This is a genomic window from Kitasatospora arboriphila (genome assembly GCF_039528095.1).
GTDB classification, from domain to species: domain Bacteria; phylum Actinomycetota; class Actinomycetes; order Streptomycetales; family Streptomycetaceae; genus Kitasatospora; species Kitasatospora arboriphila.
The window spans coordinates 36,227-56,923 of the sequence record NZ_BAAALD010000053.1 but is presented as its reverse complement, the minus strand read 5'-3'; the positions used below and the strand labels follow the sequence as shown (position 1 = coordinate 56,923).

Below are 20,697 nucleotides of genomic sequence, written 5' to 3'. Positions count from 1 at the left end.
ACCGGCCCGCCGGCGCCCGGCCGCCAGGACGGCGGCGACCGGTTCCGACCCGGGCCGCCGGGCCCAGGACGGCAGCACCGGAGCGGGCGGCGGGGGTGCGGCCACCGGCTGCGGCCGGACGGCGGGCCGGTGCGGCACGGCCGTCCACGGCAACTGCTCCAGCAGCACCGTCACCTGGTCGAAGGGCCGGCCCGGTCCGAGCGCGACCAGCGTCCGCGCGCTGGCCGGCGACAGCTCCAGCCGACGGGTGACCACCGTCCGGCCGCCGGCGGCGGGCATCCGCAGCGAGCTGTCCCGGTAGCGGTGGAACCGCCCGTCCACGTCCAGGACGAGCGCACAGCTGCTGCGCACCTCCGTACGGCGCGTCCGCACCGCCGCCCCGCCGCGGTCCCAGGCGGGCAGCCGGTCGACCACCCAGCCGTCCACCGCGGCGCCCTCGTCGTCCCGGAACGACAGCGGCGCGACACCCTGCGCCAGCAGCGTCCGGGCGGTGCCGCGGGCCAGCACCAGCAGCTCCTCGTACGCGTCCACCGGGCCCGGTCAGCCCTCGTCGCCGCAGCCGGGGCACGGCCGCCGCGGTACCTCGGTGGCCGCGCACCAGCCGCACGTCGCGGTCTCGCCCATCTCGCCGTCCCCTCCCGAAGCGGTGTCAGGTGCGCGAGCGTAGCCACGCACCGGGGCGGCGGAGGGCCGGCGTTCGGAACCGGCGCGGATCGACCGGATCCGACGGTTCCGGACCGCGAACGAGAGGTTCCTGCCCGGCCCGGGCCCCCGCCCTCAGCCCTTCTTCGCCCGGCTCGGCTGCACCCGCATCGGCTCGCCCGGCATCTTCGGATGGTCCGGCGGGTAGGGCAGGTCCACGGCGTCCTGCTGCGCGAACAGCTCCAGCAGCGGGTCCAGGGCGAACGCGAAGTCGTCCATCTCGGCGTGCAGGTCGCCGAGTTCGGCGAACCGCGCGGGCACCGTCCGCAGGTCGAAGTCCTGCGGGACGACGTCGTCGATCTCCTCCCAACGCAGCGGGGTGGAGGCGGTCGCCTCGGGCCGGGCCCGCAGCGAGTACGGCGAGGCGATCGTCCGGTCGCGGGCCATCTGGTTGTAGTCCACGAAGATCCGCTCGCCGCGCTCCTCCTTCCACCAGGCGGTGGTCACCCGTCCGGGCATCCGGCGCTCCAGCTCCCGGCCGAGCGCGATCACGGCGTGCCGGCAGTCGGTGAAGGTCCAGCGCGGCTCCACCGGCACGTAGACGTGCAGCCCGCGCCCGCCGGAGGTCTTCGGCCAGCCGCGCAGCCCCAGCTCCTCCAGCAGCGCGCGCAGCTCGTGCGCGGCGGTCACCGCGTCGTGGAAGTCGGTGCCCGGCTGCGGGTCGAGGTCGATCCGCAGCTCGTCCGGGTGCTCGGTGTCGGCACGGCGCACCGGCCAGGGGTGGAAGGTCAGGCAGCCGAGGTTGGCGGCCCACAGCACCGCGGCCGGCTCGTTCGGGCAGATCTCGTCGGCGCTGCGGCCGCTCGGGAAGGCGATCCGGGCGGTCGGCAGCCACTCCGGCAGGCCCTTGGGCGCCCGCTTCTGGTAGAAGAACTCGCCCTCGACGCCGTCCGGGAACCGCTGCAGCGTGGTCGGCCGGTTCCGCAGCCCGCGCAGCACGCCCGGCGCGACCGCCAGGTAGTACTCGGCGACGTCCCGCTTGGTGAAGCCGCGCGCCGGATAGTAGACCTTGTCGGGGTTGGAGAGCCGGACCGGCCGGCCGTCCACCTCCAGTTCAACCGCTGTCGAGGCCATGCCTCCCACGCTAGGCGGGCCCCCCGCATCCGGCGCGCGGGCCGTGCGACGTGCGGCGACGATCGGAGCATGGACCTTCCCGTGATGCCGCCCGTGCAGCCGATGCTCGCCAAGTCGGTGGCCGAGATCCCGCCCGGCATGCAGTACGAGGCCAAGTGGGACGGCTTCCGCGCGATCGTCTTCCGCGACGGCGACGAGGTCGAGATCGGCAGCCGCACCACCAAGACGCTCACCCGGTACTTCCCCGAACTGGTGGAGGCCTTCCGCCGCGAGCTGCCCGCCCGCTGCGTGGTCGACGGCGAGATCGTGATCGCCCGCGAGGGCCGGCTGCGCTTCGAGGAACTGCTGGAACGCATCCACCCGGCGGCCTCCCGGGTCCGCACCCTGGCCGAGCGCACCCCCGCCTCGTTCGTCGCCTTCGACCTGCTGGCGCTGGACGACACCGCCCTCGCCGACCGCCCGCTCGCCGAGCGCCGCAGCGCCCTGGAGTCCGCCCTGGCCGGCGCCTCCGCCCCCGTCCACCTGGCGCCCGCCGTGACCGACGTCGAACTCGCCCGGACGTGGTTCGCCCAGTACGAGGGCGCCGGACTCGACGGCGTGGTCGCCAAACCGCTGGACGGCCCGTACGCGGCCGGCGAGCGCACCCTGTTCAAGATCAAGCACCAGCGGACGGCCGACTGCGTCCTCGCCGGCTACCGCGAGCACAAGAGCGGACCGATCGTCGGCTCGCTGCTGCTCGGCCTCTACGACGGCGACGGGCAGTTGCAGCACGTCGGGGTCTGCGCCTCCTTCCCGATGGCCCGGCGCCACGAACTGGTCGAGGAGCTGGCCCCGCTGCGGCTCGACGACCTCACCGGCCACCCGTGGGCCGCCTGGGCCGACGAGAGCGCCCAGGCCGCCTCCCGGCTGCCCGGCGCCGTCAGCCGCTGGACGGGCACCAAGGACCTCTCCTGGGTGCCGCTGCGCCCCGACCGGGTCGTCGAGGTGGCGTACGACCACATGGAGAGCACCCGCTTCCGGCACACCACCCAGTTCCGCCGCTGGCGCCCCGACCGGGAGCCGGCCAGCTGCACCTACGAGCAGTTGGAGGAGCCGGTCTCCTACGACCTGTCGGACATCCTCCGCTGAACCCGGCCCGGCTCCGGGCCGCTCGCATCGCCAACTCCGCTGCCCGAGTGCCGCGTTGTGCATTGACACGGGCGCGGCGGCACGGACACCATGGACGCCGCCCGCTGCCTACCGACACCACCCCGGTCGGCCTCAATGGGAGCGCTCCCATGGCATCGCAGCAGGTCACGGGCGTTCCCCGAGGCTGCCCGCACCCGTCCCACCCCCACCCCCACCCCCACCCGCTGTTCCGCCCCCGCGCACCTGCCCCCGGCGCCGCCAGCCGCGTCCCTCCGCCGGGCCCACCCCGCCGTCCCGGAAGGACGCCCGTGCCCCACTCCGCCGCACCCCCACCCGGCCCGTCCACCCCCACGCCCGCACGTCCGGCCGCCCGCCGCCACCGGCAGGGCCCGGCCCGCCGCCCCGCCTGCGGGGCGGTTGCCGCCCTCGCCCTCGCCGCCGGCGCCCTGCTGCCGCTGCACGCCGCGCCCGCCCGCGCCGCCGCCCCGGCGTTCAACTACGGTGAGGCGCTGCAGAAGTCGCTGCTCTTCTACGAGGCCCAGCAGTCCGGCAAGCTGCCCGCCACCAACCGGGTGGGCTGGCGCGGCGACTCCGCCCTCGACGACGGCAAGGACGTCGGGCTCGACCTCACCGGCGGCTGGTACGACGCCGGCGACCACGTCAAGTTCGGCCTGCCGATGGCCGCTTCCACCACCATGCTGGCCTGGGGCGGCATCGCCGCGAAGCAGGGCTACACCGCCTCCGGCCAGATGCCGTACCTCAAGAACAACCTGCGCTTCGTCGACGACTACCTGCTCAAGGCGCACGCCGCCCCGAACGTGCTCTACGGCCAGGTCGGCAACGGCTCGGCCGACCACGCCTGGTGGGGCCCGGCCGAGGTGCTGCCGATGGCCCGGCCCGCGTACCGGATCGACGCCACCTGCCCCGGCTCCGACCTCGCCGGCGAGACCGCCGCCGCCCTCGCCTCCTCCTCGATCGTCTTCGCCGACAGCGACCCGGCGTACGCCGCCACCCTGGTCACCCACGCCAAGCAGCTGTACTCCTTCGCCGACACCTACCGCGGCAAGTACAGCGACTGCATCAAGGACGCCCAGGGCTACTACAACTCCTGGAGCGGCTACAACGACGAACTGGTCTGGGGCGCGATCTGGCTGTACAAGGCCACCGGCGACAGCAGCTACCTCGCCAAGGCCGAGACCTACTACGCCAACCTCTCCACCGAGCCGCAGACCAGCACCAAGTCCTACCGCTGGACGATCGCCTGGGACGACAAGTCCTACGGCGCGTACGTGCTGCTCGCCCAACTCACCGGCAAGCAGCAGTACATCGACGACGCCAACCGCTGGCTGGACTGGTGGACGGTCGGCGTCAACGGCAGCCAGGTGAAGTACTCGCCCGGCGGCGAGGCCGTGCTCGACTCCTGGGGATCGCTGCGCTACGCCGCCAACACCTCGTTCGCCGCCCTGGTCCACTCCGACTGGCTCACCGGCGACGCCACCCGCAAGGCCCGCTACCACGACTTCGCCGTCCGCCAGATCGACTACGCGCTCGGCGACAACCCCCGCAAGTCCAGCTACCTCATCGGCTTCGGCACCAACCCGCCGAAGAACCCGCACCACCGCACCGCCCACGGCTCCTGGACGGACCAGCTCACCAACCCGGTCAACAGCCGGCACACCCTGATCGGCGCCCTGGTCGGCGGACCGAGCTCGCCCGACGACTCCTACACCGACGACCGCTCCAACTACGTCAACAACGAGGTCGCCACCGACTACAACGCCGCCTTCACCGGCGCCCTCGCCCGGCTCTACGGCGAGTACGGCGGCAGCCCGCTCGCGGCCTTCCCGCCCACGGAGACCCCGGACGGGCCGGAGACGACCGTCCAGGCCTCGGTGAACGCCTCCGGCACCGACTTCACCGAGATCAAGGCCTACCTCGTCAACACCTCCGCCTGGCCCGCCCGCGCGCTGAAGAACGCCTCGCTGCGCTACTGGTTCACCCTGGAGCCGGGGGTGAGCCCGAGTCAGATCACCCTCACCACCAACTACAACCAGTGCGGGGCGATCAGCGGCCCGACCCCGTACTCCGGCTCCACCTACTACGTCACCGTCGACTGCTCGAACACCGTGATCGCGCCGGCCGGGCAGTCCGCGTACCGCAAGGAGATCCAGTTCCGGATCGCCTCCTCCGGTGCCTGGGACCCGACCAACGACTGGTCCTACCAGGGCATTTCGCCGGTGCCCGGCTCGACGCCGGTGAACGCGCCGAACATCCGGCTGCTGGACGGGGGAGTACCGCAGTGGGGCGCCGAACCGGACGGCACCACGCCGTCGCCGTCCCCCTCGCCCAGCCCCAGCCCCTCGCCGTCTCCTTCGCCGTCCCCCTCGGCCTCTCCTTCACCCTCGCCCTCGCCCTCGCCTTCGCCGAGCGGCAGCCCCACCCAGCCGATCGCGGGCTGCACGGTCGCCTACGCGGTGGGCAGCAACTGGGGTACCGGGTTCACCGCCGACGTGACCGTCCGCAACACCGGCAGCACGACCGTCTCCGGCTGGACGCTCGCCTGGACCTACCTGGGCGGTGAGAAGATCACCAACGCCTGGAACGCCCGCGTCACGCAGTCCGGCGCGGCCGTGACCGCCGGCGACGCCGGCTGGAACGGCACCCTCGCCCCGGGCGGCACCGCCTCCTTCGGCTTCCAGGCCACCGGAAGCCCGGCCGCCCTGCCCGCCTTCAGCCTCAACGGCCGGGCCTGCACCACCTGAACCACCCCCCACCGCGGTCCGGCCCACCGAGGGGGCGGGCCGGACCGCGGACCCCGTCCGGGCCCAAGGGCACAGCCCCCGCTCACCAGTCGCGGGTGGCGATCAACTCCTCGACGTCCGCGTCGGTGAAGCCGTAGGCGGCGGCGACGAAGGCGAAGTCCTCGGCGATCTCCTCCCGCGCGAACGTCTCGATCTCGCTGCCCGCCTCCTCGAAGGCCTCCTGCAGCACGTTGAACTCCTCGGTGGCGGCCTGGGTGAGGACGTACAGCTCGGCCAGGCCGGACGGCCGCTCCGCCTCGATCCGCTCGCACAGCCGCAGCAGGATGCCGCGGCCGCGGTCGACGACGGCGTCCGGGTAGTACGTGTCCGCGTTCAGGGCGCGCAGGAAGTGGTGCCGGGCGATCCGGTCATTGGCAATCGGCATGACGCCGATCCTGCCTCCGGGCACTGACACCGGGTACTGGCACCAGGTGCTGACGCCGGTCACTGACACCGGTCACCGACGCCGGACGCGATCCACCCGACGGTCCCGGCGCTGGCCCGGGCTGACGTCCGATCACTACAGTCACCGCTGTGACGATCGTACGTACAGAGTCGGAGGGTGCCCCGCCGGGCGCCGAGGCGCACCTGCCCCGGCCGCCCCGCCGCGCGATACCCGGCAGCCCGCACGGCTACCTGTGGTGGCTGGTCACCGCACAGCCCGGCCGCGCCGCCGGCGGTGCGCTGCTCGGCAGCCTCTGGATGGCCCTGCTGACACTGCCGCCCTACCTGCTCTCCCGGGCGATCGACCAGGGCCTGCAGGGCGGCGACACCCGCGCCCTGCTCGGCTGGAGCGCCGCGCTGCTCGCCACCGGGCTGCTGAACGCGCTGCTCGCCGGGCTCCGCCACCGCACCATGACCCTGATGCGCACCGACGCGCTGCTGCGCACCGTCGACGCCGTGGTGCGCCAGGCGATCCGGCTCGGTGCCTCGCTGCCCGGCCGGGTCGGCGCCGGCGAGGTCGTCACCATCGGCATCGGCGACGTGCGCACCCTCGGCATGGCGATGACCCCGGTCGGCCCCGGACTCGGCGCGGTGGTCGCCTACCTGGTGGTGGCCGTCCTGCTGTTCGACATCTCGCCGCCGCTCGCCGTGGTCGTCCTGCTCGGGGTGCCGCTGCTCGCGCTGGTGGTCGGCCCGCTGCTCGGCCGGCTGCTCGGCGTCGAGAGCGACTACCGCACCCGGCAGGGCGCGCTGGCCGCCCGGCTGGCCGACCTCGTCGGCGGCCTGCGGGTGCTGAACGGGCTGGGCGGCAAGGAGCTGTTCGCCGACCGCTACACCGCCGAGTCGCAGCGGCTGCGCGCCGAGGGCTACCGGGTCGCCGCCGTGACCAGCTGGATCCAGGCCCTCGGGGTCGGCCTGCCGGGCCTGTTCCTGGCCGCCGTGACCTGGCCGGCGGCCCGGATGGCGGCCCAGGGGACCATCACCGTCGGCCAGTTGGTGGCCGTCTACGGCTACGTCGCGATGCTGGTGCTGCCCGTCTCCTTCCTGATCGAGAGCTGCTACGACATCAGCCGCGGCCTGGTGGCGGCCCGCCGGGTGGTGCGCTTCCTCGCACTGGATCCCGCCCGGACGGGCGGCGGAACGGCCGCACCGACCGGGCCCGCCCCGCTGACCGACCCGGAGTCGGGCGTGCGGCTGCTGCCCGGCAGCTTCACCGCCCTGGTCGCCGCCCGGCCCGCCGAGGCCGGGGCCGTGGTCGACCGGCTGGGCGGCTTCGCCGAGTCGGCGGCCGACTGGGGCGGGGTGCGGCTGGACGTGATCGCCGCCGGCCCGCTGCGCGAACGGATCCTGGTCGCGGACAACGAGGCCGACCTGTTCGCCGGCCCGCTCCGCGACCTGCTGGCCGGACGCCACGAACCGGACGAACGGGCGATCGCCGAAGCGGTGCGCACCGCGGTGGCCGGCGACGTGGTCTCCGGACTGCCGGACGGGCTGGACACGCCGATCGAGTCGCAGGGCCGCAACCTGTCCGGCGGCCAGCGCCAGCGGCTGCGGCTCGCCCGGGCGCTGCTCGCCGAGCCCGAGGTACTGCTGGCCGTCGAGCCGACCTCGGCCCTCGACGCGCACACCGAGGCCGCACTCGCCGAGCGCCTGCGCGCCGCGCGCGCCGGCCGCAGCACCCTGGTCACCAGCACCTCGCCCCTGCTGCTGGAGCAGGCGGACACCGTCTACTTCCTGCTGGACGGCAAGGTCGCGGCCGACGGCACGCACCACGAACTGCTGCGCACCGTGCCGGCCTACCGTTCCCTGGTGGCCCGCGAGACCGGCCGGGCCGAGGAGGACGCGGCGGGGGAGCCCGCGGCTCACGCGGTCGCGGCCCACGGGGACCGGGACCGTCCGGCCGGGGTGGAGGTGGCCCGGTGAACCACCGACTGCCGATCGCCGACCGGGCCGCCGCCCGCCGTGCCGCACTGCGGCTGATCCGGCTGGAGCGCGGCGCCTTCGCCACCGTCCTGCTGCTCGCCACGCTCTCCGCCCTCGCCGGCGTGGCCGCACCCTGGCTGCTCGGGCGGATCGTCGACGCGGTCCGCGCCCACCGCGGCACCGGCGCCGTCGACCACCTGGCACCCGCGATCCTGCTCTGCACGCTCGCCCAGCTGCTGCTGGCCCGCCACGCCCGGCTGCTCACCCACCGCTTCGGCGAGCGGACCGCGGCCCGGGTCCGCGAGCAGTACCTGCGCCGGGCGCTCGCCCTGCCGAGCGCCGTCGTGGAGCGGGCCGGCACCGGCGACCTGACCACCCGCGGCACCGTCGACGCGGACGCGGTCGCCGCCGCCCTGCGCGAGCTCGGCCCCGAGGTGCTGGTCGCGGTGATCCAGTCGCTCCTGATCCTCGGCGCGGCGCTCGCCGTGGACCTCCGGCTCGGCGCCTGCGGGCTGCTCGGACTGCTGGGCATCCTGCTGGCCTGGCGCTGGTACCTGCGCCGCGCCCGGGCCGCCTACCTGACCGAGGCGGGCACCACCTCCGAGCTCGCCGAGATGCTCGCCGCCACCGCCGCCGGAGCCCGCACCATCGAGGCGCTCGGACTCCAGCACCGGCGCCGGGCGGTCGGCCGCCGGGTGCTGGCGGTCGCCGCGGCCGCGCGGGGGCGCACCCTGGCCCTGCGCAACGTGCTCTTCCCGCTCGTGGACGTCTGCCACGCCGTTCCGGTGGTCGCGGTGCTGCTGCTCGGCGGCCTGCTGCACGCACGCGGCGAGGTCGGCGCGGGCGCTGTGGTGGCCGTCGCGCTCTACCTGCGCCAGCTCTCCGGGCCGCTGGAGGAGCTGATGTTCCGCAGCGACCAGCTCCAGAGCAGCTCCGCGGCCTTCGCCCGGCTCGAAGGGCTGGCCGGCGCCGAGGAGGCGGCCCGGCGGACGGGTGCCGTCCCGGCCGACGACCGGATCGAGCTGCGCGGGGTCGGCTTCGGCTACCAGGACGGGCCCGAGGTGCTGCACGGGGTGGACCTGACGGTCCGTCCGGGCGAACGCCTCGCCGTGGTCGGCCCCTCGGGCGCCGGCAAGTCCACCCTGGGCCGGCTGCTGGCGGGGGTGGAGCGTCCGCGCACCGGCACGGTCACGGTCGGCGGGGTGCCGGTCGCCGACCTGGACCCGGAGCAGCTGCGCCGCCAGGTGGTGCTGGTGACCCAGGAGCAGCACGTCTTCCTCGGCACCGTCCGGGAGAACCTGCTGCTCGCCGCGCCGGCCGCCACCGACGCCGAACTGGACGCGGCGCTCGCCGCGGTCGGCGCCGACTGGGCCCGCGAGCTGCCGGCCGGTCTGGACACCGAGCTGGGCCCCGACGGCCACCGCGCCGACGGCGCCCAGGCCCAGCAACTGGCCCTGGCCCGGGTCCTGCTGGCCGACCCGCACACGCTGGTGCTGGACGAGGCCACCGCGCTGCTCGACCCGGCCACCGCCCGGCACGCCGAACGGGCACTCGCCGCCGTACTGGCCGGGCGCACCGTGATCGCCGTCGCACACCGCCTGCACACCGCGCACGACGCCGACGAGGTCGCCGTCCTGGAGGACGGCCACCTGGTCGAGCTCGGCCCCCACGACCGCCTGGTCGCCCAGGACGGCCCCTACGCGGCGCTCTGGTCCGGCTGGCAGGGGGAGCCGACGCCCTAGGACGGGTCTTCAGAGGCGTACGGATGCCACCCGGGGGCGCGTGGGGCGCCCCTGAACGGGCCGTCCGAGCACCCTTGAAGACGACTTCCTAGCCGCCGAGTGCGGCACGTGCCGCGGACAGGTCGGCCTCCCGGGCGCCGTGGGCCAGCAGGTAGTCGGCGACCGAGCCGTGCCGACCGCGGATCCACTGCATCGCCCGGTCCAGGTGGACGGCGGCGACCGGACGGGAGTTGTGGCCCGGTCCGGCCGTCGCCGCCGACAGGCCCAGGGCGGCGTTGGACAGCAGGAAGTCGGCGGTGGTCTCGGCCTCGGAGGCGCCCAGCAGGGTCTGCAGGACGGCGGCGACCACCCCGGTGCGGTCCTTGCCGGAGGCGCAGTGGACGAGGACGGGCAGCGCCCCGGGTTCGGCCAGCCGTCGGACGAGCGCGGCCGCGGCCGGTCCCGCGTGCTCCGCCATGGCGGGGTACAGCTCGGCCTGCCCGGCCGGCCATCGCCGCTCGGTGAAGACCGGCAGGTGCCGGTGGTCGACGGTGAGGCCGCGGCAGTCGTCCGGCAGCTCCGCCACCTCGGGGCCGCTCCGCAGGTCGACCACCGTCCGCACGCCCAGCTCCGCGAGTCGGCGCGCCCCCTCGGGCCGCAGCCCGTGCAGCGCCCCCGACCGGTACAGCACGCCGCGCCGCAGCGCACCGACCCCGCCCGCGTCCCGGACGTTCCGCACCCCCGCGACCTCGACGGCCGGCGCCGCCGGGCCGAGGACGGTCTCCTCCGCGATCTCCACGCCGTGCCCCTCCCGTGCCGCCGCTCCGTGGGCAGACGATACCCGGGGTCCCGCACCGGCCCGCGGTAGCCCGGACGGGTGGTGCTCGGCATGCCGTGGGGGTGGCCGGGATGCCCGGCGGCCGGTGCTCGGGGACGATCGTTCAGCCCAGCTACGACCGCCCTTAAGAATTCCTCGATGGACCGGACCTGCTCCGGCACGGCAGATTTCACTGTGCCCGGCGCGGCAGGGGTTGCAGCGCCGGGCTTCCGTTCCACCCTCCCCCAGGAGCGCTCGCCGTGAAGGCACTCGTCAAGCACCAGGCCGAGCCAGGTCTCTGGCTGATGGACGTCCCCATGCCGGAGATCGGCCCCGCGGACGTGCTGATCAAGGTGCTGCGCACCGGCATCTGCGGTACCGACCTGCACATCCGCTCCTGGGACGGCTGGGCGCAGCAGACCATCAAGACCCCGCTGACCATCGGTCACGAGTTCGTCGGCGAGGTCGCCGCGATCGGCGCGGCCGTCGCCGACATCGAGGTGGGCGACCTGGTCAGCGGCGAGGGCCACCTGGTCTGCGGCAAGTGCCGCAACTGCCTGGCGGGCCGCCGCCACCTCTGCCGCAACACGGTGGGCCTGGGTGTGGGCCGCGACGGCGCTTTCGCCGAGTACGTGGCGCTGCCCGCGTCCAACGTGTGGGTGCACCGGGTGCCGGTGGACCTGGACGTCGCGGCGATCTTCGACCCGTTCGGCAACGCGGTGCACACCGCGCTGTCCTTCCCGCTGGTCGGCGAGGACGTGCTGATCACCGGCGCCGGCCCGATCGGCATCATGGCCGCCGCGGTCGCCCGGCACGCCGGTGCCCGCAACGTGATGATCACCGATGTCTCGCCGTACCGCCTGGACCTCGCCCGCAAGGTCGGCGTCACCCTGGCGCTGGACGTCTCGCAGCACAGCATCGAGGAGGGCCAGCAGCAGCTGGGCCTGCGCGAGGGCTTCGACGTCGGCCTGGAGATGTCCGGCCGGCCCGAGGCGATGCGCTCGATGATCGCCAACATGACGCACGGCGGCAAGATCGCCATGCTGGGCCTGCCCGCCGACGAGTTCCCGGTGGACTGGGCGTCGATCGTCACCTCGATGATCACCATCAAGGGCATCTACGGCCGCGAGATGTTCGAGACCTGGTACGCGATGTCCGTCCTGCTGGAGGGCGGCCTGGACCTCACCCCGGTGATCACCGGCCGGTACGCCGCCACGGACTTCGCCGAGGCCTTCGACGAGGCCGCGAGCGGCAACTGCGGCAAGATCATCCTCGACTGGACCGTCTGAGCACGCACCGCCCGCACCGCCCGGCCCCGCACCGACCCGCCCGGCCCCGCACCGCCCCGTGCCGGGCGGTCCCGCACCGCACGACCGCCCCGACCGCCCGGCACCCCGTCAGCGAACCTCCATCCAGGGAGACACCACCCGTGTTCGACAACGTGCGCGAAGACCTCGCCGCCACCCTCGACGAGATCCGCGAGGCCGGCCTCTTCAAGCCCGAGCGGGTCATCGGCAGCCCGCAGAGCGCCGCCGTCACCGTCACCGCGGGCGGCCGCCCCGGCGAGGTGCTGAACTTCTGCGCCAACAACTACCTCGGCCTCGCCGACCACCCCGCCGTGGTCGCCGCCGCCAAGGACGCCCTGGACCGCTGGGGCTACGGCATGGCCTCCGTCCGCTTCATCTGCGGCACCCAGGACGTGCACAAGCAGCTCGAGGAGCGCCTCTCGCACTTCCTCGGCCAGGAGGACACGATCCTCTACTCCTCCTGCTTCGACGCCAACGGCGGCGTCTTCGAGACCCTGCTGGACGAGCGCGACGCCGTCATCTCGGACGCCCTCAACCACGCCTCCATCATCGACGGCATCCGCCTCTCCAAGGCCCGCCGCCACCGCTACGCCAACCGCGACCTCGCCGACCTGGAGCAGCAGCTCAAGGCCACCCAGGACGCCCGCCGCCGCCTGATCGTCACCGACGGCGTGTTCTCCATGGACGGCTACATCGCCCCGCTGCGGGAGATCTGCGACCTCGCCGACCGCTACGACGCGATGGTCATGGTCGACGACTCGCACGCCGTGGGCTTCGTCGGCCCGACCGGCCGCGGCACCCCCGAGCTGCACGGCGTGATGGACCGCGTCGACATCATCACCGGCACCCTCGGCAAGGCCCTCGGCGGCGCCTCCGGCGGCTACGTCGCCGCCCGCCGCGAGATCGTCGCCCTGCTGCGCCAGCGCTCCCGCCCGTACCTGTTCTCCAACTCGCTCGCCCCGGTGATCGCGGCGGCCTCGCTGACCGTGCTCGACCTGCTGGAGCAGTCCGGCGACCTGCGCGAGCGCCTGGCCGCCAACACCCACCTGTTCCGCACCAAGATGACCGAGGCCGGCTTCGAGATCCTGCCCGGCGAGCACGCCATCGCCCCCGTCATGATCGGCGACGCGGCCGAGGCCGGCCGCCTGGCCGAGCTGCTGCTGGAGCGCGGCGTGTACGTGATCGGCTTCTCCTACCCGGTCGTGCCGCACGGCCAGGCCCGCATCCGCGTGCAGCTGTCCGCCGCCCACTCGACCGAGGACGTCGAGCGCGCCGTCGCCGCCTTCGTCGACGCCCGCGAGGCGATGGGCAAGTAGCACCCCGGGGCCCCGGCCCCGAACCGACCACCACCGCGGGGCGCGGCCCTACCCTCACCGCGCCCCTGCGGGGCAACCCCCGGCCCCGCTCCGCCGTCGGCCCGGCCTTCCCCAGCCGGGCCGGCGGCGTTTCCCGCTCCGCCGCCCCCTTGCCCCGTCCCGCGCACGGCCCGCCGCCACCCGGGCGGCACCCCACGGGATGCGTAGCGGGCGCCGCCGCTGGACAGTCGCAAGGGAGGACCGGCCACCGGACCGCAGCCACTCCCGCGGTACCGGACCCGCCGGCCGGCGCACGCGGCGAGAGGAGCAGGGATGCCACCGGTGTCCGCGCTGCCCCGGCCCCGCGTCCCCTCCGCCGCCCGCCTGATCGCCGCGGCCGCCGTCCTCGCCGTGCTCGCCGTGCTCGCCGTCTGCGCCCCGGTCACCTGGAACACCCTCGCCGAACCCGTCGGCCGCCCCAGCCCGGTCGCCGACCTCGCCGCCACCGGCCTCGGCGGCTGGTACGCGATCGGCACCCGGGCCGTGCTGCTGCCCGCCGCACTCGCCTCGGCCGTCCCCCCCCCCCCCCCCCCCCCCCCCCCCCCCCCGCCCGCCCCGCCCCCCCCCGGCGCCGCCGGCAGCGCCGCCGCCGGCGCCCTGCTGCTCAGCGCCGACCTGCGCGGCCAGCCCGTCGACGCCGTCCTCGGCCTCGCCGCCGTCGCGCTCGCCCTCGCCGAGGTCCTGCCGGGCACCCGCCTGCCCGACGGCCTCGCCCTCGGCGCGGCGATCGCCCTCGAACCGGCGCTCGCCCTCTTCGCCGTCCTGCTGGTCTGCCGGGGGTCCCGACGGCACGCCCTCAACGCCCTCGTCCTCGCCTTCGCCCTGAACGTCGCGGCCTGGGCCGCCCGGCCGGCCGAGACCGCCAACGGCTGGCGGCAGCTGATCGACCCGCTGGTCGCCGTCGGCCCCGACAACCAGTCGGCGTACGGCCTGCTGCTCCGCCTCGGCCTGCGCGGACCGCTGCTCGCCGTCGTCTGCCTGGTCGCCGTCGTCGCCGTCAGCGTGCTCGCGCTCCGCCGCGGCCCGGCGCTCGCCGCGGACGGGCAGCACCTGCTCGCCGCCGGCGTGGTCGGCTGCGCCGCCGTGGTGGTCTCCCCGCTCACCGGGCCCGCCGACTTCGGCTGGCTGCTCGCCGCCGCGGTCGGCCGCCTCGGCCGCAGACCCGAGGACCGGGCGCTGTGGCCGGTCGTTGCCGTCACCGTCGCCCTGCTGTCCAGCAGCATGCTCGACCCGCAGATCGAACCGGTGACCACCTTCCTGCTGCGCGGCGCCGCCCCGCTGACCGCCGCCGCGGCCGCCGCGCTGCTGCCCTTCCGCCGCACCACCGACCCGCTCTGGACGCTGCACCGCACCCCCGCACCGACCCCGCACCACCCCTTCGGCCGCCGCCGGCTGCCCCTGCTGCCCGCCAAGCTGCGCCCGGTCAGCCGGCCCAACCTGCTGATGGAACTGCTGTTCATCCAGGTCGGCTACGGCATCTACACCAAGATCCGCAACGCGGCGCCGAACCGGATCGAGTCCGCCGTCGAGAACGCCCGCGACATCTACGGGGCGGAGAGGTTCCTGCGGATCGACGTCGAACGGGCGATCAACGGCTGGGTGCTGCACACCCACGGCATGCTCGACCTCTCGCTGCAGTACTACAAGACCTTCCACCTCATCGGGCCGCTGGCCGTGCTCGGCTGGCTCTACCTGCGCCACCCCCGCCGGTACCGCACCAGCCGCACGGTGCTCTTCACCGCGACCGGCCTCGCCCTGCTCGGCTTCTGGGGCTACCCGCTCGCCCCGCCCCGGCTCACCCCCGGCCTCGGCCTGCGCGACAGCCCGTACGGCGGGCCGGACGGCTCGCCGCTCGGCGCGCTCACCGCCCTCACCAACCAGTTCGCGGCGATGCCCTCGCTGCACTGCGCCTGGGCGTTCTGGTGCGCGGCGGCGGTGATCGCCGCGACCCGGCGGCGCTGGGTGTGGGCCGTCGCGGTGCTCTACCCGCTGCTCACCCTGTTCGTGGTGGTCGGCACCGCCAACCACTGGCTGCTGGACGCGGCCGGCGGGGTGGCCGTCGTCCTCGCGGGCTGCCTGTTCCAGTACGTGCTCACCGGCCGGCGGATGTTCGACCGCTCGGCCGCACTGGCGGCCAGGCTCCGCGCTTGGTCGGGCCGGCCCGGGACCGACGGGACGCCGACGCCCGGCACCGGCACCGGATCCGCGGTCGACCGCCACCCGGCACCGGCTCCTCCGCCGCCCGCCCCGAGCACCGAACCCGCCGAACGCCGCCGGGACCCCTGAGCCGCTTCGCCCGGCACGGGCCGTTGCGGGAAGGTGTTCAGGGCCGCGGAACGACGGGCTCCGCGCCGCTGGCAGAATTGAGCCGTGATCGACGCACGACGGCTGCGGACCCTGCGGGCCGTGGCCGACCACCGCACCGTGACGGCCGCCGCGGCCGCGCTGTACCTCACCCCCTCCGCCGTCTCGCAGCAGCTCGCCGCGCTCGAGCAGGAGACCGGCCACCACCTGCTCGCCAGGGACGGCCGGGGTGTACGGCTCACCGCGGCCGGCGAGATCCTGCTCGGCCACGCGGACGCGGTGCTCGCCCAGCTGGAACGCGCCGAGGCCGACCTCGCCGCCTACAGCGCCGGGGTCGCCGGCGAGGTCACCGTCGCCGCGTTCGCCACCGGCATCGCGCTCGTGCTGGCCCCCGCGATCACCGGGCTGGCCGCCGCGGCCCCCGGCGTCCGGCTGAAAGTCCTCGACGCCGAGGGCGACGCCAGTCTGCCGATGCTGCTGGACGGCCAGGCCGACATCGCCGTCGCCGTCGAGTACCGCGGCGCCCCGCGCGCCGACGACCAGCGGCTGACCCGGGTGCCGCTGTACGCCGAGCCGTTCCGTGCCGTCCTGCCGCTCGGCCACCCGCTGGCCGCCGGCGAGGGCCCCGTCCCGGTCGCCGACCTGGCCGCCGAGCCGTGGATCGGCCCCTACCCCGGCAACCCCTGCCACGACGTGGTGCTGCTCGCCTGCGAGCACGCCGGGTTCCAGCCCCGGCTGGTGCACTCCTCGGACGACTTCCGGGCCGTGGTCGCGCTCGCCTCCGCGGGCGCAGGCGTCGCCCTCGTCCCGCGCTCGGCCCTGCCCGGCGCCGACCTCTCCGCGGTGGCCGTCCGCCCGGTGGACACCGAACTCGCCACCCGCAAGGTCTTCGCCGCCGTCCGCGCCGGCGCCGAACACCACCCGCTGATCGCCCCCGTCCTGACCGCCCTCACCGACGCCGCCCGCAGCCTCGACAACCAGTGACCTGCGGACGGCTCACCCCGGGCCCACCGGGGCCGGGGTGAGCGGTTCGCCGTTCGGGGACGGGCGGTCCCCGGCGCAGTCCCACCACAGGTCGCCGTCCGCGGTCAGGTAGGGGCGGTACGTTCCGCGGACGCCGCCGCCGTGCCACAGGGCGCGGGACACCTCGTGCAGGTACGCGGCCAGGCCCGGCCAGGCGCCGGAGAAGTCACCGCCACCCGAGTGGCCGGCCCACCCCAGCCGGCCGGAGCCGGGGCCGGGGCGCAGGTCGATCACCTGGACGCCGCCGTCGGCGCTCTCGGCCCGGGGCACCCACAACGGGTGCCACCAGGGCTCGTCGTCCCAGGGACGCGTCACCAGTCCGTCGGTCCCGGCCGCGGTCTCCAGACGCATCCGCCCGTGCTCGGCGATGTCCGCCGCGCCGAGCGGCGACTGCTCCGGCAGCAGGCCGGTCCACCCGGTGGCGCCGTCGTGGCAGCCGAGCGACTCGCGCAGCTCGGCGGGGAACGGCACGTCCAGCGCCCGCTCGGCCGCCTCGACCGCGTCCGCACCGGCCGGCGGACGGAGCGCCGCCGACGCGGCCGGGGCGTGCACCGCCGGCCAGGCGTCGATCCGCCGCCACGAGGCCGTCACCGACCCCTCCGGGTGCTGCGTCATGCGTCCGTCCTCTCGGGGGAGTCCGTTCAGGGCGGCCGGCCGGCCGCGGTGCGGGTCGGGGCGCCGCTACCGGGGCGGGACGATGCGGTCCACCGCGGCGGCGACGAGTTCGTCGCGCTCCTGCGGGGTGAGCACGTCGGGCAGGGTGAGCTGTTCGACGATCAGCCAGTTCAGGGCCAGGTAGAGCAGTTTGACGGCCGTGGCGTCGCCGGGCAGGCCGGACGCCAGGTGGTAGGCGACGTTGGCGTCGAGGTCTGCGCGGACGCGCTCGGTGAGGACCGTGCGCAGTTCGGGGCGGCGGGTCGCCTCCAGCCGGAGTTCGAGCAGCGCCAGGTAGCCGGTGCGGAAGGACGAGACGCGGGCCACCAGTTCGCGCATCAGCTCGGCGTAGGTCTCGCGGTCGCGCTCGGCCGTGCGGTGGCGGGTGACGGTGGCCTCGTCGGGCTGGAGCCGCTCGTAGACGCGTGCCCCGGCCTGGGTGAGCAGGTCGTCGCGGTTGGCGAAGTAGTTGGAGGCGGTGCCGGCGGGTACGGCGGCCTCCGCGTCGACGGCCCGGAAGGTCAGGCCCCGTGCGCCCTCCCTCGCCAGCACCTCGATCGCGCCGTCGACGAGGGCGGCCCGCCGCTGGTCGTTCCGTCTCACCATTGACACCACTCCAGGCGTAGTACTATGTTGAAACCACTTCAATCAGAGTACTACATGTGGAGTCATCAGAGTGCGAAAGCTCGTGTACTACGTTGCCGTCACCCTCGACGGCCGCATCGCAGGCCCCGGTGGCGAGTACCACTTCTTCCCCCAGGGGGACGAGGAGCAGGCCGCGGCCTACACCGCCTGGACCAACACGCTCTACCCCGAGACCGTCCCGACCGTCGCGCGAGCCCCCCTCGGGCTGGCCGACGCGCCCAACCGGCGCTTCGACACCGTCCTCATGGGCCTCGGTGCCTACCGCCCCGCCCTCGACGCGGGCATCACCAGCCCCTACGCCCACCTGCGCCAGTACGTGGTGTCCAGCACCCTCGCCCCCGACACCGACCCGGCCGTCACCGTCGTCCCCGGCGACCCGGTCGCCCTCGTCCGGGACCTCAAGAAGGAGGAGAGCGGCAGCCTCGACATCTGGCTCTGCGGCGGAGGCAAGCTCGCCGGAGCCCTGCTCGGCGAGGTCGACGAACTGCTGATCAAGAACTACCCGGTGGTCGCCGGCGCCGGCATCCCTGCCTTCGACGGCACCTTCGACCCGACCGTCTTCGACGTCGCCGAACGCACCGCCTTCCCCAACGGCATCACCCTCACCCGCCTCGTCCGCCGCTAGGAGCCGTCTTCCATGGGCGCTCGGGTGGTCGATCCGGGTGCCCCCAGCGCCCCTGTGCGGCATCCGTACGCCTTCGAAGACACGTCCTACAGGCCTCCCGTGCCTACCCCCGGGCCGCGTCCACCGGGCGGGGGCGGAGGGTGCGGAGGGCGGCCAGGGCCGCGCCGGGGGCGGCCAGCAGGAGGCAGGCGGCGGTCACCGCGCCGACCGGCCGCCAGGGAAGCACCAGGGGCGGGGGACTGCCGAGCAGGGCCAGGGCGGCGTTCATCGCACCGAGTTGGACGGCGGCGACCGCGCAGCCCAGCAGGGCGCCCACCGCCACCACGAGCAGCGACTCGCCGGTCACCAGCCCGACCACCTGCGTCCGGGTGGCGCCGGTGAGGCGCAGCAGGGCGAGTTCCCGGCGGCGGTCGGCGGTCGCCATCGCGAGGATGTTGACGAGCGCGATGCCGGTGTACGTCAGTGCGAGGCCGAGCACCAGCACGATCCTCAGCCGGGCGGTCCGGCCGTTGGCGGGGGCGGTGGCGGCCAGCCACCGTTCGCGGGTGTCGACCCGGGCGCCGAAGCGGGCGGCCGTGGCACGCAGCCCCGCCTCCAGCGAGACCCGGTCCGACCCGGGGGCGGACCGGACGTCGATGCGGTCCGTCCGGGATCCGGGAGCGTTGGCGGCGGTCACGTACAGGCCGTTGTCGCCGAGTCCGTCCCGCAGGACGGCGGCGACCCGCAGGGTCACCCGGCGGCCGTCCGCGAGGACGACCGGCACCGGGTCGCCGACGGCCCGGTGGCCCCACTCCAGCGGCAGCACGATGCCGTCGTCGGTGAGCGCGGCCACCGATCCGGCGACCACCGGCAGCCGGGCCACTCCGGCCAGTGCGGCGGGATCGGCCGTCCGCGCCTCGGAGCGCACCGCGTTGCCGTCCGGCTCGACCAGTGCGAGCCGGGTCGGTCCGGTGGGGGAGACGACCGCCCCGGGAAGCGTCCGCAGGGACTCGACCAGCCCCGGGCGGCCCACGCCGGGGGTGTCCGTACCGGGGGTGTCCGTACCGGGGGTGTCCGTACTCGGGGTGTCCGTACCGGGGGTGAGGACGAAGTCGGCGCCGGTCCGCGCCCGGGCCTCGGCCGTCCGGGAGGCGCTCACGGTGTCCACGGCGCCGGCCAGCGAGCCGGTCAGGGCGACCGACACCAGCACCGGCGCGGCGATCGCCCCGGTGCGGCGCACCGCGGCGGCGGCGTTCTCCCGCATCAGCCGGCCCGACCAGCGGGACAGCCGGGCCGGCAGCCGGCCGAGCAGGCGCAGCAGCGGCCGGGCGAGGGCGGGCGCGAGCAGCCCGCAGGCCGAGACGAGCACCATCGGCCGGACGGTGTAGGTCTTGCGGTGCAGCAGGCCGACGGGGTCCGTGAGCAGGGCCGAGCCGATCAGCCCGGCCGCGACCGCCAGTAGCCCGAGGCCCCAGATCCAGCGCCCGGTGGTCATCACGCCGGTGTCGAGGTCGGCGCTGCGCAGGGCGTCCAGCGGGCCGAGGCGCCCGGCGCGGCGGGCGGCGACGAGGACGCCGCCGAGGGCGACCAGCAGGCCGGTCAGGAAGGCGGCGGCCAGGGGCCAGGTCCGCTGGTCGACGGTGAACCCGGGCGGGGCCATCCCGACCTCCGTCAGCCACCGCACCGCGGCGGGCGCGCCGAGCCGTCCGAGCACGCACCCGGCGGCGGAGGCGACGGCGCCGACCACCAGCGCCTCGGCCAGTACCGCGAGCCTCACCTGGGCGCGGGTGGCGCCGGCCAGCCGCAGCAGTCCGAGCTCGCGACGGCGCTGGGCCACGGCGTAGGCGAAGGTCGAGGCGACGACGAACGCCGAGACGAAGGCGCTCACCCCGCCGGCGGTGCCGAGCGCGGCGACCAGCGACACCATCGCCTCGCCGCCGCCCCCCGGCCAGGACACCGCGGTGGCCAGGCCGAGCAGCATCACCGCCGTCATCGCCACTCCGAGCGCCAGGGCCGTGAACGCACCCAGCAGCGACACCCAACGCACCCTCAGCGACCTCAGCGCGATCCGCATCATCCTCATGCCCTCCAGCCAACCGCCGGCCAGCGGGCCGGATCAGCAGGCCGGGGCCCACCTTCCGGGGTAGGGCCAGCCCTACCGCGCGGGCCGCCGGGGCCGCCTAGGGTGGGGCGGA

At 75.3% G+C, this 20,697-nt stretch carries 15 protein-coding genes and 1 pseudogene; 9 read left to right on the top strand and 7 right to left on the bottom strand.

Annotated elements, in window-relative coordinates; translation table 11 throughout:
- Window positions 1–531: pseudogene (locus ABD353_RS24825) on the bottom strand (hypothetical protein); the annotation flags it as partial.
- A gap of 246 nt (window positions 532–777) precedes the next feature.
- A complete protein-coding gene (gene ligD, locus ABD353_RS24820) occupies window positions 778–1,776 on the bottom strand; it encodes a non-homologous end-joining DNA ligase (RefSeq protein WP_344625876.1) in 999 nt (332 codons plus the stop codon).
- A 69-nt stretch (window positions 1,777–1,845) separates the two neighbouring features.
- Between ligD and ABD353_RS24815 the strand changes: the two genes are divergently transcribed.
- Entirely contained in the window at window positions 1,846–2,904 is a 1,059-nt protein-coding gene (locus ABD353_RS24815) for an ATP-dependent DNA ligase (RefSeq protein ID WP_344625875.1), read from the top strand.
- Window positions 2,905–3,212: 308 nt separating this feature from the next.
- A complete protein-coding gene (locus ABD353_RS24810; protein WP_344625874.1) occupies window positions 3,213–5,666 on the top strand; it encodes a glycoside hydrolase family 9 protein in 2,454 nt (817 codons plus the stop codon).
- An 82-nt stretch (window positions 5,667–5,748) separates the two neighbouring features.
- Here ABD353_RS24810 and ABD353_RS24805 read toward each other — a convergent pair whose 3' ends face one another.
- On the bottom strand, window positions 5,749–6,090 hold the full coding sequence (locus tag ABD353_RS24805; protein WP_344625873.1) for a DUF5713 family protein: 342 nt from the start codon (window positions 6,088–6,090) through the stop codon (window positions 5,749–5,751).
- A gap of 227 nt (window positions 6,091–6,317) precedes the next feature.
- On the opposite strand from ABD353_RS24805, the gene ABD353_RS24800 reads away from it, so the two are divergent.
- Together ABD353_RS24800 and ABD353_RS24795 are read left to right on the top strand one after the other, a co-directional pair.
- Window positions 6,318–8,072, top strand: coding sequence for an ABC transporter transmembrane domain-containing protein (locus ABD353_RS24800; protein WP_425555243.1), 1,755 nt, complete (start codon window positions 6,318–6,320; stop codon window positions 8,070–8,072).
- Window positions 8,069–9,814 carry an ABC transporter ATP-binding protein gene (locus ABD353_RS24795; protein ID WP_344625872.1) on the top strand — a complete coding sequence of 582 codons (1,746 nt, stop codon included), beginning with the start codon at window positions 8,069–8,071 and terminating at the stop codon, window positions 9,812–9,814. Before ABD353_RS24800 ends, ABD353_RS24795 begins: the two co-directional genes overlap by 4 nt.
- Before the next feature lie 88 nt (window positions 9,815–9,902).
- Here ABD353_RS24795 and ABD353_RS24790 read toward each other — a convergent pair whose 3' ends face one another.
- Entirely contained in the window at window positions 9,903–10,592 is a 690-nt protein-coding gene (locus ABD353_RS24790; protein ID WP_344625871.1) for a tyrosine-protein phosphatase, read from the bottom strand.
- A gap of 278 nt (window positions 10,593–10,870) precedes the next feature.
- On the opposite strand from ABD353_RS24790, the gene tdh reads away from it, so the two are divergent.
- The 4 genes from tdh (at window position 10,871) to ABD353_RS24770 (ending at window position 16,560) form a co-directional block, all read left to right on the top strand.
- Complete coding sequence (gene tdh / locus ABD353_RS24785) at window positions 10,871–11,899, top strand: L-threonine 3-dehydrogenase (protein ID WP_344625870.1); 1,029 nt, start codon at window positions 10,871–10,873, stop codon at window positions 11,897–11,899.
- A 140-nt stretch (window positions 11,900–12,039) separates the two neighbouring features.
- Window positions 12,040–13,233: a glycine C-acetyltransferase gene (locus ABD353_RS24780; RefSeq protein WP_344625869.1), complete on the top strand. Its 1,194-nt coding sequence runs from the start codon at window positions 12,040–12,042 to the stop codon at window positions 13,231–13,233.
- A gap of 312 nt (window positions 13,234–13,545) precedes the next feature.
- Window positions 13,546–15,558, top strand: a complete 2,013-nt coding sequence (locus ABD353_RS24775) for a phosphatase PAP2 family protein (protein ID WP_344625868.1) — start codon at window positions 13,546–13,548, stop codon at window positions 15,556–15,558.
- A gap of 84 nt (window positions 15,559–15,642) precedes the next feature.
- On the top strand, window positions 15,643–16,560 hold the full coding sequence (locus tag ABD353_RS24770; protein WP_344625867.1) for a LysR family transcriptional regulator: 918 nt from the start codon (window positions 15,643–15,645) through the stop codon (window positions 16,558–16,560).
- Window positions 16,561–16,572: 12 nt separating this feature from the next.
- On the opposite strand, the gene ABD353_RS24765 is transcribed toward ABD353_RS24770, so the two are convergent.
- Both ABD353_RS24765 and ABD353_RS24760 read right to left on the bottom strand, forming a co-directional pair.
- Window positions 16,573–17,214, bottom strand: a complete 642-nt coding sequence (locus ABD353_RS24765) for an SMI1/KNR4 family protein (RefSeq protein ID WP_344625866.1) — start codon at window positions 17,212–17,214, stop codon at window positions 16,573–16,575.
- A 66-nt stretch (window positions 17,215–17,280) separates the two neighbouring features.
- Complete coding sequence (locus tag ABD353_RS24760) at window positions 17,281–17,859, bottom strand: TetR/AcrR family transcriptional regulator (protein WP_344625865.1); 579 nt, start codon at window positions 17,857–17,859, stop codon at window positions 17,281–17,283.
- Between the two features lie 70 nt (window positions 17,860–17,929).
- On the opposite strand from ABD353_RS24760, the gene ABD353_RS24755 reads away from it, so the two are divergent.
- Window positions 17,930–18,523 carry a dihydrofolate reductase family protein gene (locus ABD353_RS24755; protein WP_344625864.1) on the top strand — a complete coding sequence of 198 codons (594 nt, stop codon included), beginning with the start codon at window positions 17,930–17,932 and terminating at the stop codon, window positions 18,521–18,523.
- A 103-nt stretch (window positions 18,524–18,626) separates the two neighbouring features.
- Here ABD353_RS24755 and ABD353_RS24750 read toward each other — a convergent pair whose 3' ends face one another.
- Window positions 18,627–20,585, bottom strand: a complete 1,959-nt coding sequence (locus tag ABD353_RS24750) for an FtsX-like permease family protein (RefSeq protein ID WP_344625863.1) — start codon at window positions 20,583–20,585, stop codon at window positions 18,627–18,629.
- Window positions 20,586–20,697 lie beyond the last annotated feature (112 nt).

Excerpts from the sequence above, each read along its gene's own strand:
- ABD353_RS24760 (WP_344625865.1), bottom strand. The coding sequence starts at position 17,859 with ATGGTGAGACGGAACGACCAGCGGCGGGCCGCCCTCGTCGACGGCGCG.
- ABD353_RS24750 (WP_344625863.1), bottom strand. The coding sequence starts at position 20,585 with ATGAGGATGATGCGGATCGCGCTGAGGTCGCTGAGGGTGCGTTGGGTG.
- ABD353_RS24815 (WP_344625875.1), top strand. The coding sequence starts at position 1,846 with ATGGACCTTCCCGTGATGCCGCCCGTGCAGCCGATGCTCGCCAAGTCG.
- ligD (WP_344625876.1), bottom strand. The coding sequence starts at position 1,776 with ATGGCCTCGACAGCGGTTGAACTGGAGGTGGACGGCCGGCCGGTCCGG.
- ABD353_RS24805 (WP_344625873.1), bottom strand. The coding sequence starts at position 6,090 with ATGCCGATTGCCAATGACCGGATCGCCCGGCACCACTTCCTGCGCGCC.
- ABD353_RS24775 (WP_344625868.1), top strand. The coding sequence starts at position 13,546 with ATGCCACCGGTGTCCGCGCTGCCCCGGCCCCGCGTCCCCTCCGCCGCC.
- ABD353_RS24765 (WP_344625866.1), bottom strand. The coding sequence starts at position 17,214 with ATGACGCAGCACCCGGAGGGGTCGGTGACGGCCTCGTGGCGGCGGATC.